A 13,169-nucleotide genomic window follows, 5' to 3' on the forward strand; every position below is an offset into this window, starting at 1 on the left:
GGCTTGTGCCGAATGCCTTTGGTGGATGGAAAGAGCGCCATCCACCCTACGCCCCGAAAGACGATGTGCCGGTTTGTCGGGGCGAGTTCATTCGCGATGGGGCGGGGGATGATCGGCCCCTGGCATGAGCACAAAGCAGCCTGTCATGCTTGCCCGAAGCGACAACCACCTGAAAGGAAGCATCTTGAAGAAAACTACGCTGGCACTCGCGCTCCTGGTAACCACCGCTCACGCGGACGACTTTGATATGAAGTCATACGTGGACAGCGCCTATAAGAAAGGCGACTCCGTCCTCTTCAAATGTGTCGAGGCCGATGGCTCATACGACTACATAGATCTCTATGGCGAAGACGAGATGCTGTGGACGAGGTACGTGGGGGGTGATCCGGTCACAAGGCAGTTCGTAAAGCCTAAAGTCTCGAAAGACAAGGTCGTGATTCCGCTCGAAAACGCTTATGAAGGCGCCTCCGAACGGGTGTTCACCTTCGTGGCCAAGGAAGGGAACAAGGTGACCTGGAACTACGGGAAGCAGTGCACGACTGAACTGCAGTGACCCCGCGCTCCCGGAGGGTTGAAGCAAGCCCTCCGGGAACCTTTGGCAACTCACTTTTTCAGTCTCGATAGCGCTAGAACCGTCCCAAACCCCACCCCCGCCACCATCACCGGCAACGCCGCATACCACAGCACCTCGATCGCCATCTCCAGGCTCGTGTAGGTGCTCCAGCTCGCTACCCGGTTATCGAAGACGCTGATGTCCACCAGGTACCACGCGAGCATCGCCAGCACGGTGGCCAAGGTCACCCTGAGCAGGCGGTAAGTGATGCGCTTGCCGAGCCAGCGGGCCAGCAGCAGGAGCGGGATGAGCACCAGCGCATGCACCAGAAGCTCCTGGGCCAGCGAGTAGTGGCCCATGTCGGAAGGCAGGTTGCTGGCGAAGGGCGCGAGGGCCCAGAGGCCCTGGAGCAGAGTGCCGGCGATGAAGAGAAGGCTGGTCGCCAGTAGCCGGCCAGCGCTGCGCAGTCCGTTGCTCAAGAGGTGATCCGTCCTGTGGATAAGGTGCGCATTGTATGCCGCGGACGGACAAGATGCCGCAAAGGCGTTCGCGAGCAGAGCTCGCTCCTACGGTGAAGAGCCGCCCAAATGAAAACACCCCGAACCAGTCGGGGTGTTTGGGTGCATCAGCGTGACGATCAGGAAGCGAGATCGCCCACCGCGTTGTCCGCTTCGACCTTGGCCTTGAGGTTGAACACCTTGTACAGCACGGTCAGCAGCACGAGGAATGCCGGGCCGATGTACAGGGCGATGCGGGTTTCCTCGAAGAAGGCCATCAGCACCACCACCAGCACCAGGAAGGCCAGGGCGAGGTAGGAGCTGAGCGGGAACAGCCACATCTTGAATTGCAGCTTGCCCTGCTCGGCCGCGCTGAGGCTGCGGCGGAACTTCATCTGCGCGAGCAGGATCATGGCCCAGGTCCAGATGGCGCCGAAGGTGGCGATGGAAGTGACCCAGACGAACACTTTCTCCGGTACCAGGTAGTTCAGCAGCACGCCCAGCAGCAGGGCGAAGATGGACAGCAGCAGCGCATTGCGCGGTACGCCGTTACCCGAGGTGCGGGCGAAGGGCTTGGGCGCCTGGCCGTGCTGGGCGAGGCTGTAGAGCATGCGGCCGGTGCTGAAGATGCCGCCGTTGCAGGAGCTGAGGGCGGCGGTGATGACCACGAAGTTGATGATGCCGGCGGCGGTCTTGATGCCGAGGCGTTCGAAGGTCATGACGAAGGGGCTGCCCTGGGTGCCGATCTCGTTCCACGGGTAGATGGACATGATCACGAACAGCGCGCCGACGTAGAACAGCAGGATGCGCCAGAACACCGAGTTGATGGCGTTGGGGATGGTCTTCTGCGGGTTGCGCGCTTCGCCGGCGGTGAGGCCGATCATCTCCACGCCGAGGTAGGCGAACATGACCATCTGCAGCGACATGAGCACGCCCTGGATGCCGTTGGGCATGAAGCCGCCGTGGCTCCACAGGTTGCTGATGCCGGTGGCGATGCCGCCATTGCCGATGCCGAAGACGATCATCCCGGCGCCGGCCACGACCATGGCGATGATGGTGACGATCTTGATCAGGGCGAACCAGAACTCGAACTCGCCGAAGGCGCGCACGGTGATCAGGTTGATGGTGCCCATGCTCGCCAGGGCCAGCAGGGCCCAGACCCAGCGGTCCACGTCGGGGAACCAGATCTGCATGTAGATGGCGACGGCGGTGATCTCGGCGACGCAGGTCACCAGCCAGAGGAACCAGTAGTTCCAGCCGGTGAGGAAGCCCGCCAGCGGGCCGAGGTAGTCCTGGGCATAGCGGCTGAAGGAGCCGGCCACGGGGTTGTGCACGGCCATCTCGCCGAGGGCGCGCATGATCACGAGGATGGCGAGGCCACCGATGATGTAGGAGAGCATGATGGCGGGACCGGCCATCTGGATCGCCTTGGCGGAGCCAAGGAACAGGCCGACGCCGATGCAGGCGCCGAGGGCCATGAGGCGGATGTGCCGCTCACCCAGGCCGCGTTGCAGTTCATGTTCGCTGCTGGACATTTGAACCTCTTATTTTTGTAAAAGGGCTGGCGCCCGCCGAGGGGTAACCCGGCGGGGCTGACTGTTGTTTCCGGTGACCGGGTCGCGGGACCGGAAAGCAGAAGTCGCCCGTTCGGCAGCAAAGACAAGGCAGGCTTTGTCGGCCGGATACGGACGGTTGGCTGTTGTATAGAGGGGGCACCGAGGGGGCAATGCGACAATCGGCTTCCGGGTTAAAACAGCTGAATCTGCCGCGCGAACTATACAGGGCGAGAAAAATAACTTCGATGCGACCTTCTGACAGGCGGAGTCGTTCTGGTACGGCGGTTCTTGGAGCGGAAGAAGTCGGCGCGGCGGGTTCCTGGCCGTTTCGCCAGGAAACACAAGCCCATGGCTGTTTGGTGCGGGGCTCGATGGGTTTCGCGGGGCTCTACCCATCCTACGGACTGAGCCGCAGGTTGGTGCCGAGCGCAGCGAGGCCCGACGGGTGGAGCATGGGTCGAGGTGAGAGCTCGCGAGCCCAGTACAGATCCGGCGGAGGCGCGCCCTCCTCCGCCGAATCCCCTCGTCCTATTTGAGCAGCATGCAAATGCAGGTCTGCAGTTGCGCGGGCGGGGTGGTGCGGGGGTCGTTCATGTACATCTCGAACATGGGGAAGTTCGCCGGCTCATGGCCGCTGGTTGGCAGCCATTGCGAAAACATCCAGCTGTAGGGCTTGTCCATCTCGTTGTACGGCCCGGTGTAGGTCAGTACGGCGCAGCGACCGGCGGGGATTTCGAAGCGCAGCAACTCGTCGCCCAGCACGGCATCGGGGGCCACCGGGACGCCGGCCATCGAGCGCAACTCGTGGGCGGGTACCTGGGCGGGGTCGTCCAGGTAGACGCCATAGCCGATCGAATCGGGCAGGGCGATGCCGCGGGTGGCGGCGAGCATGAAGACGCGGGCGAACTGCGGGCCGATTTCCTGGTAGCTGCCGCGATGGGCCAGGGCGGCCAGCGTCACGGCGGGGCGGGTTTCGATCTTGATGGGGTGCATGCCGAGCTCCTTGGGGTCGAAGGGACGGGAGCGGGCCGTGCGGTAGCGCCCTGGCGGGATGCCGAAGGCGGTGCCGAATGCCCGGTTGAACGCCGCGTCCGACTCATAGCCGGCACGCTGCGCCACATCACGCAAGGAAGCCTCGGGATTGCCCAGTGCCACTGCCGCGCGGTGCATGCGGATGCGTTGCACCGTGGCGTTCACCGTCTCCCCCATCAGGGCGCGGTACACCCGGTGGAAGTGGTACGGCGATAGGCAGGCCAGGTCCGCCAGCCGGTACAGGTCCGGGTCGGCGTCCGGGTTGCGGGCCAGCCAGTGCAGGACGGGTTCCAGGCGCTGGCCATAGTGGTTCAGGGTCTCGGGCTTCATGCGGTCTCCTCGGAACGCACTGTAGCGACGGCGGTTTTGCAGATTTTGCGCTTTTTATGGACCGGGGCCGAAGCCGCCTGTGCACGCTCAGCCTGGCCCCGCCGGCGTGCCTATTTGGCGCGTTGGCGCGTGCCCAGCAGCAGGCCGGTGAAGATCATGCCGCCGCCCACCCAGTGATAGCCCTGCAGGGCTTCGCCGAGGATGAGGAAGCCGAGGATCGCGGTGAACACGGGCATCAGGTAGTTGGTCAGCGAGGCCTTGGCCACGCCGAGCACGGCGATGCCGTGGTTCCACAGCAGGTAGGCGATCAGCGAGGCGAAGGTGCCTGTGTAGCCGATGGCGGCCAGGTTGCGCAGGCTCGGCTCGAAATGGGCGCCACTGGCCAGCTCCAGCAGATAGAAGGGCAGCAGCAGCGGCACGCCGCAGAGCGCCAGCGCACCGAGGAAGGCCAGCGGCGGAATGCCCTGGAACCAGGCCGCCCAGCGCCGTTGCAGCAAGGTGTAGAGCGCCCAGTCGAGCACCGCCAGCAGCATGATCAGGTCGCCCGGGTTGAAGCTCAGGCTGGCCAGCGGGGCCAGGCTGCCGCGACCGATCAGCACCAGCAGCCCGAGGATGGCCACGGCCATGCCCAGCCAGGCGCGACGCGTGGGCCATTCGCCCAGCAACAGGCCGGCGCCGATGAAGGTGGCCAGCGGCAGGCAGGTGTTGAGCAAGGTGAGGTTGATCGCCACCGTGGTGCGCGCGGCGCAGTAGAGCAGCACGCTGTAGGTGCTGATGCCCAGCGCCGCCACCAGCACCAGGCGCCAGCCGGCGCGGCGCACGGCGGCGCGGTGCTGCCAAAGCGGGCGGGCGACGAAGGGCAGGAGGACGGCCAGGGCCAGGCTCCAGCGCCAGAAGGTCAGGGCGATCGGCGGGATGTCGTCATGGAAGGCCCGCGCCACCAGGGCGTTGCCGGCCCAGCAGGCGCTGGCCAGCAGCAGCCCGGCCCAGGCCAGCGCCGGGGCCCGTGTGTCGCTCATGGCCTCAGGACTCGCCGAGGGGGCGCAGGCGGTATTGCGGGGGAAGTTGCTCGATGCCGCTGACGGTGACGTTGAGGTTCTTCCAGCGGCCGTCCTTGATGCCGTAGATGCAGCCGTGCACGGACAGCTCCTGCCCACGGTGCCAGGCGTTCTGGACGATGGTGGTGTGGCTGACGTTGGCCACCTGCTGCATGACGTTGAGCTCGCACATGCGGTCCACGCGCTCTTCCTCGCTGCTGAACTGCGCCAGGTGCTCGCGCTGGTCGTAGTAGAGGTCGCGGATGGTGCGCAGCCAGCCGTCGATCAGGCCGAACTGCACGTCCTGCATGGCCGCGCGCACGCCACCGCAGCCGTAGTGGCCGGTGACCAGGATGTGCTTCACCTTGAGGACGTCCACCGCGTACTGGACCACCGACAGGCAGTTGAGGTCGGTGTGCAGCACCACGTTGGCGACGTTGCGGTGGACGAAGAGGTCGCCCGGCAGCATGCCGACGATCTCATTGGCCGGCACGCGGGCGTCGGAGCAGCCGATCCACAGGTATTCGGGCACCTGCTGCTTGGCCAGCTTCTCGAAGAACTGCGGGTCGCGCTCCTTGATGTTCTCGGCCCAGCGGGCGTTGTTGTCGAACAGCTGCTGCAGGTCGCTCATCGGTCCAGTCCTCATTCTTGTGGCCGGCGCACCTTACGGAGGGTGCAGGGCTTTGACAAGCGCCCGCCGCGTACCGTCACAGGGGGTCAGCCCAGCGCCGCAAAGCCCAGAGGCTGCTGGGCGCCCTTTTCCCCGGCGAACGCGCGGGGTACCAGAAATCGGAAAGTGGCCGTAGATGCCGGGCTTGGCGACGGATCGGGGCAATTCGGGGGAATCTTTCCGTGTGGTGGCCGTCCACTTTTCATAGCCACAGCGTGGAGGCCCCGCCATGAGCCAGCCAGACCCGACCCGCAACAACCCCGCGACGGACGAGGAGCACGACCCCAAGGCCCCGGAGAAATCACTGACGGAGGCGCCTTCCGGCGATGCCCTGGTGGAGGAGTTCCCGCCCCGCCAGCTGCGCGAGGCCGGCCTGACGCGGGGCGGCACGCCGCACCCACCGAAGGATTTCGACCTCTCGCCGGAAGAATTGCTGGAAGACGAGACCGACGAGCCGCTGGGCAAGCCCGGCGCCCGCGGCACGCTGCCGCGGGATTTCGACCTCAGCGTCACCGACGAGGATGAAGAGGGGCCACGCGAGCAAGAGCAGCCGCGCTACGCCCGGCGTGCCCGCTGAGCCTCAGTCCAGCAGGGTGCAGGCCATCACCAGGGCATCTTCACGCCCGGCGACCGCCGGGTAGTAGCCCCGGCGCCGGCCGATCTCGTTGAAACCGTAGCGCTCGTAAAGCCGGTAGGCCGACTCGTTGCTGGCGCGCACTTCGAGGAAGCATTCGCCGGCCTTGAGTTCCCGCGCGCGCTGCATGAGGTGCTCCAGCAGGCGCAGGCCGAGGCCACGGCCCTGGTTCTCGGGCTTGACGGTGATGTTGAGCAAGTGCGCTTCGTCGATGATCACGTTGATCACCCCGTGGCCGACCTGCTGGGTGCCTTCGAACATGATCCAGCAATCGTAGGATTTCAGGCCATCGGCGAAGATGCCGCGCGTCCAGGGGTGGCTGAAGGCGGCGTATTCGATCTTGAGCACGGCATCGAGGTCCGCCTCGGTCATCCGGCGGAAGGAAACGGCATCGGTCATTCAGCGGTTTTCCAGCGTCGCGTCACCCGGCGCATGGCCTGCCAGAGCTCGGCCTTGCGTTGCGGTTCGTCCATCAGCAGTTCCAGCCCGGGCACGGCCCAGGCGGCGCCCAGGCCTTCGACCTGGAGTTCGCGCCCGTAGGCATCGGCGTCGGCTTCCCCGGCGAAACGGATCGCCGGCAACCCCACCAGCCACAGGCAGGAACAACCGGCGCCCTCTTCCATGCGCGCCGCGACGAAGCCCTGGAGGAAATCACGGGCGGCGTCGGGCCCCTGGTCCATGTTGCCGCGCACCAGCAACGGCCAGCGCACCGGCTCGCCGATGAGCTGCGGCGCATCCGGCAGGCCGGCGGCGCGCAACAGGTCCTTGAGCAGCAGGTAGGCCGGGTCGCGACTCTGGAAGCCTTCGCCAGTGGGCAACTCGACCAGCAGCAGGCAGCTGCCGGCACGCAGCAGCTGCAGGGAAAAACGCGGCGGCGCCACCGGAGCGGCTTTCACCGGCTCCGGGGTCGCCTCGGCGGTGGGCTCCGCCGCAGGCTCGGGAACGGCCACGCGTGGCGTGGCCCCCGGGCGCGGCACTTCGATCTTCGGCCGGCTGGGTGCCTGCACCAGGGCCTCGGCACCAGCCGGCGCGGCCTGGGCAGGGGCGCTGGTCGGGTTCGGCACCCGGGTCGGTTCGGGTTTCGGCGCGGCCTCGGGCTGCACCAGCAGCTCGGGGCGCGAAGGCGCGGCGAAGGGCAATACCGTGCGCGGCAGCCAGGTGGCGACCTGCATGGCATCGAGATAAGCGCGGCGACGGAGCTCTTGGATCAAACGTCAGCTACCTGTGGATGGGCTTTGCGTACGCCGGCCTGCATGAGGTTCAGCGCGTTGAGATAGGCCTTGGCGGAGGCGACAACTATATCGGTATCGGCACCGTTGCCGTTGACGATTCGTCCGGCTTTTTCCAGGCGCACCGTCACTTCGCCCTGGGAGTCGGTGCCCTGGGTGATGGCGTTGACCGAATACAGCTGCAGGTTGGCGGCCGAGGCGGCGAGGCTTTCGATGGCCTTGAAGGTGGCATCCACCGGGCCGGAACCCTGGGCGCTGGCCTCGCGCTCGGCGCCATCGATGCTCAGCACCAGCCTGGCATGGGGCACCTCGCCGGTGCGCGAGGTGACGTCGAGGTGGACCAGGCGGAAATGCTCGGGAGCCTCTTCGCCCAGGCTGTCGGAGACGATGGCCTGGAGGTCTTCGTCGAAGATCTCGTGCTTCTTGTCGGCCAGCACCTTGAAGCGGGCGAAGGCGGCGTTCAGCTCGGCCTCGCCGGGCAGCTGGATGCCCAGCTCCTCCAGGCGGGTGCGGAAGGCGTTGCGCCCGGAGAGCTTGCCGAGGGAGAGCTTGTTGGTGTGCCAGCCCACCGACTGCGCGGACATGATCTCGTAGGTTTCGCGGTGCTTGAGCACGCCGTCCTGGTGGATGCCCGACTCGTGGGCGAAGGCGTTGGCGCCGACGATGGCCTTGTTCGGCTGCACCGGGAAGCCGGTGATGCCGGAAACCATGCGCGAGGTGGCGAGGATGTGCGGCGTGTCGATGGTGGTGTGCACGCCGAGGATGTCGGCGCGGGTCTTGATCGCCATGACGATCTCTTCCAGCGCGGCGTTGCCGGCACGCTCGCCCAGGCCGTTGATGGTGCATTCCACCTGGCGTGCGCCCACCGCCACCGCCGCCAGGGAGTTGGCCACGGCCAGGCCCAGGTCGTTGTGGCAGTGCACGGAGAACACCGCCTTGTCGGCATTGGGGATGCGCTGCAGCAGCTGGCGGATGGTCTCGGCGTACTGGTGCGGGATGGCGTAGCCGACGGTGTCGGGGATGTTGATGGTGCGTGCGCCGGCGTCGATGGCCGCCTCGATGATGCGGCAGAGGAAGTCGATCTCGGAACGCCCGGCGTCCTCGCAGGAGAACTCGACGTCCGCGCAGAGGTTGCGTGCATGGCGCACCGCGCGCACGGCCTGCTCCACCACCTGGTCCGGCTGCATGCGCAGCTTGTACTGCATGTGGATGGGGCTGGTGGCGATGAAGGTGTGGATGCGCCCGGAGTTGGCACCCTCGAGGGCTTCGGCGGCGCGCTCGATGTCCGCCTCGACCGCACGGGCCAGGCTGCACACGGTGCTGTCCTTGATGCTGTCGGCGATGGCCTTGACCGCCTCGAAGTCCCCCGGGCTGGCGATGGCGAACCCTGCCTCGATCACGTCGACACGCAGCCGCTCCAGGGCCTTGGCGATGCGCAGTTTCTCCTCCCGGGTCATGGAGGCGCCGGGGCTCTGCTCGCCGTCGCGCAGGGTGGTGTCGAAAATGATGACGCGATCGTTGTTATTCATTGTGGTCACTCCTCATGTCCCCACCGGGGGTGCGGCCGGGGCGCTGGCTAAAGACGCCGCGGCTTGTGGCCGCGACGACGGATGACGAATTGTGGCGCGAAATGCGCGAGGCGGGAAGGCGCGGGCGGCGCTCGAGAAGCGCCGCCGGGCGGGCGGTTCAGTTGATCGGCGTGGCGGTGAGGTTGGCGCGGATATCGGCGTTCTGCAGCTTCACCCCGTACATGGAGGTGACGGCGCCGCCGGTGGGGTGTACGTGCTGGATGCGGTCGATGTCCACTTCCTTGAAGTGGATGCGGCCGTTGACCGCGAAGCCCAGCGGGTCGGGGGTGACGGCGGTGCAGGTGCTGCCGGTCTTGGTGCAGACCTTGGTCGGCGCCACGTCGAGGTTGAGGTCGGCGTTGAGGCCGTAGGTGTTGGCGTTGGGGTCCTTGGGGTTGCCGTCGGAGGTGTAGAAGTTATCCACGACCAGTTGGCTGCCGGTACCGTTCACGCCGTTTACGCGATCGGTCTCGAGGATCACCTGGTTGCGCTTCTCGTCGGTGGCGACGCCATTGACCGAACTGTCGATGGTGGCGTCACGCACGTAGACGTTCTTCAGCTTTACCGAGACGCCCTCGTTGCCACGGTCTTCCCAACGGCCACCGCTGGCGGAGCAGGCACCGGCGGTGGAGCCGCTGCCGCCGACACAGAGCGCGCCGGCACCGCCGGAGCTGAGCGCCAGGGTGGAGCCCTGCTCGTAGCGTTTGAGCACCAGGCGGCCGAGGCTGGTGCCGGTGGCGCGGTCGCCCCAGCGCAGGTCGGCGACATCGAGGTTGGACCAGTAGGTGCCCTTGCGCAGCTCGACGCCGTTGTTGCTGACATCCACCGAGCCGTCGCGGAAGTGCATGTCGTAGCGGGTGCCCGAAAGCCACAGGCCCTTGCCGGTCTCGTCCACGGTGATGGCGGCGCGGGCATCGGTGATGAGGAAGTCGGCGTTGTAGCTGATGCCCGAGCCGCTGCTGCCGCCCGGCTGCAGGGTGAGCTGGCCGTTGAGGGTGAAGTCGTAGGCGGGGAAGATTTCCATCAGCACCAGCAGCTCGGTGCCGCCCTGCAGCGGCGCGGTGGCGCTGCCCACGCGCAGGCCATCGAAGCTGTAGCTGCCCTTGACGTTGTTCAGGCCCAGGCGCAGGCCGTCGAAGTGGCCGTTGTAGCTGCCCTTGCTCATGTCGCTCTGGGTGCCGGCGTAGCACGAGGTGGACGCGCCGGCCGCGCAGCTCCTGGTGATGTCCAGGGTGACCTGCCCGGTGCCGTTGGTGCGCAGGCCGCTGAACCACATGCTGTTGCCGTTATCGGTGAGCGAGACCGAGCTGTTGGCCATGTTCCAGCTGAGGTCGGCGGTGATGCCCTTGAGGCCGGAGTTGGGGTCACCGCCGGGGCGCAGCTTGAAGACGTTCTTCTTCGCGCCGTCGTCGACGAAGTTGAGGTCGATGCCCAGGCTGCCGAGCTTCTGGTTGGTCGGGTTGCCGATGATCAGGCCGCCCAGGGTGGCGTTGAGCTTGAGGTCGGCGAAGGCCACCTGCACGAAGCTGCCGTTGCCATCCTGCATCAGGTCGAGGGTCAGGCCGGCGAGGCTGCGCAAGGTGCCGGAGAAGTTCTCGGCACGCAGGATGCCTTCGTCCTGATACTGGAACAGGCTGTTGACGATGTTCACGTCCGGCCGGATGCGCAGGCCCGAGCCGCTGGCGCCGCCGCTGGAGAGGCTGACACTGCCGCCCAGGCGCAGGTCCATGTCCAGCTTGCCGAAGCTCTTGCTGGCGTTGGGGTCGCGCAGGTCCGGTGCATCGGGCGTCGCCGGCAATGCGCTGGGGTCGCCGTGGGCGAGGTCGAGGCCAATGCCGTTGATGGCGGCGACGAAGCGCGAGTTGCCGAGATCGAGCCGCACCGCCTGGCCATCACCACCGCTGACGATGTCGATGTAGGCGTTGTTCAGGTAGGCGTCGAGGCTCATGCCCTTGACGATCAGGTCGAAGCCGTTGTCGCGGTAGTAGAAGGTGACGTCGGAAAGCGAGAGCCGGCTGTCGTCCACCGAGATGCCGGTCACGCCGCTGGCGCCGCCGCCCTTGATCTTCAGGGTCGCGCCCAGGGTGTAGAAGGCGCGCAGGGCACCGAAGCTCTTGCTGCTGCCGCCCATCTCGATGTTGTTGACGCTGAGCGCCTGGGCGCTGCTGGCATGTTCGATCTGCAGGCGCTGGTTGACCACGTCCACCTTGGTAGTGGAGGTGATGCTGGCGCCGCTACGTGGCTGGTTGCTGACACCACGCAGGTTGAGGCTCTGGCCGTCCTCGCTGTAGCTGATGTTGCTGGCCGACCAGCCGGCGCTGGTGGTTTCCAGGCTGATGCCGTCCTGCCCGGTGACGTCGGACAGCGCCGTGTCATCCAGCGCCTGCATGGCCTGGGCCAGGGGGCTGAGGAGTACCGCGAACAACGCTACTGCACGCATCGCCTGCTCCTTTTATTTGGGGAAAATCAGCACGCTGCCCTGCATGCGGATGTCACCGTCGATCTTCGCCGAGAAGATGTTGGTCTGCTGGAAGGTGGCGTCACCGCCGTTGGCCGCGGTGCCCACCTTGTTGCGCCAGCCGCCCTGGTTGGCGACGGCGAAGGCGAAGCTGCCGTCCTTGAAGCGTACGTTGTTGGGCAGGCCCAGCTCGATCACGTCCTGGTTGAAGCCGGCGGCGCTGTCGTTGATCAGCCGGGTGCGCAAGGTCAGCCCCTCGAAGCTGAACACACCCTTGAGGTTGTCCAGCACGTACCAGCCGCCCGCCGCCTCGGTGCGGATGGCGATGCGCATCCCGCAGCTTTCCGGCGTGGCGGCGCCGGCGGTGGCGCAGCTGCGCTCGCCGATGGCCCATTGCGTGGCGTTGTTGGTGGCTGGGGTGCTCCAGAGCACGCCGCCGCCCTTGTTGATGCTGAACTCGCCGGAGAGATAGACCCCGCCCTGCCCGCTCGTGGCACTGAGGTCGGCGTCGGCCATGGGCTTGAGTTCGGCCTGCGCACAGCCGGCGGCGAGCAGCAGGACCAGGAAGAGGAGCCTAGAGGTCATGGCTGGTCACCTTCAGGTAGTTGATGCTGAGGCCGCCGATCTCGTTGTAGCCGAAGTTGTACCCACCGGTGCTGGTGTTGCCGCTGCCGACTGTCAGGTTGTTGATGACGATGCTGGTGCGCGGTGCGTTGGCGTAGAAGTCGTCCGCCAGAGCTTGCCGCTGCGCAGCGGTGGTACCGGATGCCGTCGGGCTCTGCAGTTCCAGTACGAACTGACCATTGCTGGTGGCATCGAACAGCAGCGGCTGGCTCTTGCCATAGCCCAGGGCGACGGTGGCGTAGGCGCCGCTCATGAAAAGGGTGCGGTCACGCTGCTGCTCGGCGGTGGTGCAGTTGGCGCTGCCGGCAGCACAGGACATCAGCTGGATGCTCTTGGCAAACAGGTTGATGCGCATCTCGCCGACCATCTGGCTCTTGGCCTTGTCGCCCCAGAGGCGCAGGTAGGAACCGTCCATGGCCAGCTCGGCGATGTCCAGGTTGAGCACGTCGGTGCGCCCGGCGGCCACCTGGAAGTCGAAGCGGATGCCCAGGTCGACCTTCTCCGTGGCGCGGCTGGAGCAGGTGTTACCGCCAGTGGAGTAGCCGCTGATGCAGGCCGAGCCGCCGGTGGTGAGGCGCTCGGGGAACATGAACTCCAGCACCGAGACACCGTTGGGCGTTGTCTGCACCCACTGCCCGGCATCGTTGAGGGTCCGCAGGGTTTCGCCCCGGGCCAGGTTGAGGGCGAAGGGGTGGTCCAGCCGGCCGATGGTCACGGGGTTGAGGTTGGCGCCCTTGTTGCTGCCGATGGCACCGAGATAGAACTCCTTCACCGCAATGGGTACGTTCTGCCCATTGCCGTTGTTGATGTCGTTGAGGGTGATGGTTGCGTTGTTGGCGTCCAGCAACACCTTGTCCAGCACGAAGCCGATGCCGGCACCATCGACATTGGATAGTTCGGCATCATCCAGAGCCTTCAGCTCCGCCCGGGCTACCGAAGCCGACAGCAAAGCGAGGACAACAATCGAAGTCTTGAACATGA

General features: G+C 66.2%; 13 protein-coding genes. 2 read left to right on the forward strand and 11 right to left on the reverse strand.

From position 1 onward, the window contains the following. Positions 1-145: 145 nt before the first annotated feature. Positions 146-553, forward strand: a complete 408-nt coding sequence (locus PHLH3_RS25630) for a hypothetical protein (protein ID WP_213626283.1) — start codon at positions 146-148, stop codon at positions 551-553. Between the two features lie 50 nt (positions 554-603). Here PHLH3_RS25630 and PHLH3_RS25635 read toward each other — a convergent pair whose 3' ends face one another. The 5 genes from PHLH3_RS25635 to can all read right to left on the reverse strand — a co-directional run bounded on the left by PHLH3_RS25635 (position 604) and on the right by can (position 5,636). After that, complete coding sequence (locus PHLH3_RS25635; RefSeq protein ID WP_213626284.1) at positions 604-1,032, reverse strand: hypothetical protein; 429 nt, start codon at positions 1,030-1,032, stop codon at positions 604-606. A 158-nt stretch (positions 1,033-1,190) separates the two neighbouring features. Then, positions 1,191-2,585 (reverse strand): amino acid permease, encoded by a 1,395-nt coding sequence (locus PHLH3_RS25640; RefSeq protein ID WP_213626285.1) that lies wholly within the window; start codon positions 2,583-2,585, stop codon positions 1,191-1,193. Positions 2,586-3,134: 549 nt separating this feature from the next. Continuing rightward, complete coding sequence (locus PHLH3_RS25645) at positions 3,135-3,968, reverse strand: AraC family transcriptional regulator (protein ID WP_213626286.1); 834 nt, start codon at positions 3,966-3,968, stop codon at positions 3,135-3,137. Between the two features lie 110 nt (positions 3,969-4,078). After that, the gene (locus PHLH3_RS25650; RefSeq protein WP_213626287.1) at positions 4,079-4,987 is read right to left on the reverse strand and encodes a DMT family transporter; all 909 of its coding nucleotides are present in this window, start codon (positions 4,985-4,987) and stop codon (positions 4,079-4,081) included. 4 nt (positions 4,988-4,991) lie between these two features. After that, positions 4,992-5,636: a carbonate dehydratase gene (gene can, locus PHLH3_RS25655; protein ID WP_173172488.1), complete on the reverse strand. Its 645-nt coding sequence runs from the start codon at positions 5,634-5,636 to the stop codon at positions 4,992-4,994. A 268-nt stretch (positions 5,637-5,904) separates the two neighbouring features. On the opposite strand from can, the gene PHLH3_RS25660 reads away from it, so the two are divergent. Further along, on the forward strand, positions 5,905-6,252 hold the full coding sequence (locus tag PHLH3_RS25660) for a hypothetical protein (RefSeq protein ID WP_213626288.1): 348 nt from the start codon (positions 5,905-5,907) through the stop codon (positions 6,250-6,252). 3 nt (positions 6,253-6,255) lie between these two features. Here PHLH3_RS25660 and rimI read toward each other — a convergent pair whose 3' ends face one another. From rimI to PHLH3_RS25690, 6 genes are all read right to left on the reverse strand, one after another. Beyond that, the gene (rimI, locus tag PHLH3_RS25665; protein WP_111264230.1) at positions 6,256-6,708 is read right to left on the reverse strand and encodes a ribosomal protein S18-alanine N-acetyltransferase; all 453 of its coding nucleotides are present in this window, start codon (positions 6,706-6,708) and stop codon (positions 6,256-6,258) included. Further along, the gene (locus PHLH3_RS25670; RefSeq protein WP_213626289.1) at positions 6,705-7,520 is read right to left on the reverse strand and encodes an energy transducer TonB; all 816 of its coding nucleotides are present in this window, start codon (positions 7,518-7,520) and stop codon (positions 6,705-6,707) included. Before PHLH3_RS25670 ends, rimI begins: the two co-directional genes overlap by 4 nt. Beyond that, positions 7,517-9,067, reverse strand: coding sequence for a 2-isopropylmalate synthase (locus tag PHLH3_RS25675; RefSeq protein WP_213626290.1), 1,551 nt, complete (start codon positions 9,065-9,067; stop codon positions 7,517-7,519). Before PHLH3_RS25675 ends, PHLH3_RS25670 begins: the two co-directional genes overlap by 4 nt. 157 nt (positions 9,068-9,224) lie before the next feature. Beyond that, entirely contained in the window at positions 9,225-11,546 is a 2,322-nt protein-coding gene (locus tag PHLH3_RS25680) for a DUF6160 family protein (RefSeq protein ID WP_213626291.1), read from the reverse strand. Between the two features lie 12 nt (positions 11,547-11,558). After that, a complete protein-coding gene (locus PHLH3_RS25685) occupies positions 11,559-12,149 on the reverse strand; it encodes a DUF6160 family protein (protein ID WP_213626292.1) in 591 nt (196 codons plus the stop codon). Next, positions 12,139-13,167, reverse strand: a complete 1,029-nt coding sequence (locus PHLH3_RS25690) for a hypothetical protein (protein WP_213626293.1) — start codon at positions 13,165-13,167, stop codon at positions 12,139-12,141. The genes PHLH3_RS25685 and PHLH3_RS25690 overlap by 11 nt, the downstream gene beginning before the upstream one ends. Positions 13,168-13,169: the final 2 nt, after the last annotated feature.

This window comes from Pseudomonas sp. Pc102 (assembly GCF_018408275.1).
Lineage (GTDB): Bacteria > Pseudomonadota > Gammaproteobacteria > Pseudomonadales > Pseudomonadaceae > Metapseudomonas > Metapseudomonas tohonis.

Bases quoted from the DNA above. Each gene is read 5' to 3' on its own strand.
- PHLH3_RS25630 (WP_213626283.1), top strand. From the start codon at position 146: ATGCTTGCCCGAAGCGACAACCACCTGAAAGGAAGCATCTTGAAGAAA.
- PHLH3_RS25640 (WP_213626285.1), bottom strand. From the start codon at position 2,585: ATGTCCAGCAGCGAACATGAACTGCAACGCGGCCTGGGTGAGCGGCAC.
- PHLH3_RS25645 (WP_213626286.1), bottom strand. From the start codon at position 3,968: ATGAAGCCCGAGACCCTGAACCACTATGGCCAGCGCCTGGAACCCGTC.
- PHLH3_RS25650 (WP_213626287.1), bottom strand. From the start codon at position 4,987: ATGAGCGACACACGGGCCCCGGCGCTGGCCTGGGCCGGGCTGCTGCTG.
- can (WP_173172488.1), bottom strand. From the start codon at position 5,636: ATGAGCGACCTGCAGCAGCTGTTCGACAACAACGCCCGCTGGGCCGAG.
- PHLH3_RS25660 (WP_213626288.1), top strand. From the start codon at position 5,905: ATGAGCCAGCCAGACCCGACCCGCAACAACCCCGCGACGGACGAGGAG.
- rimI (WP_111264230.1), bottom strand. From the start codon at position 6,708: ATGACCGATGCCGTTTCCTTCCGCCGGATGACCGAGGCGGACCTCGAT.
- PHLH3_RS25675 (WP_213626290.1), bottom strand. From the start codon at position 9,067: ATGAATAACAACGATCGCGTCATCATTTTCGACACCACCCTGCGCGAC.
- PHLH3_RS25680 (WP_213626291.1), bottom strand. From the start codon at position 11,546: ATGCGTGCAGTAGCGTTGTTCGCGGTACTCCTCAGCCCCCTGGCCCAG.
- PHLH3_RS25685 (WP_213626292.1), bottom strand. From the start codon at position 12,149: ATGACCTCTAGGCTCCTCTTCCTGGTCCTGCTGCTCGCCGCCGGCTGT.
- PHLH3_RS25690 (WP_213626293.1), bottom strand. From the start codon at position 13,167: ATGTTCAAGACTTCGATTGTTGTCCTCGCTTTGCTGTCGGCTTCGGTA.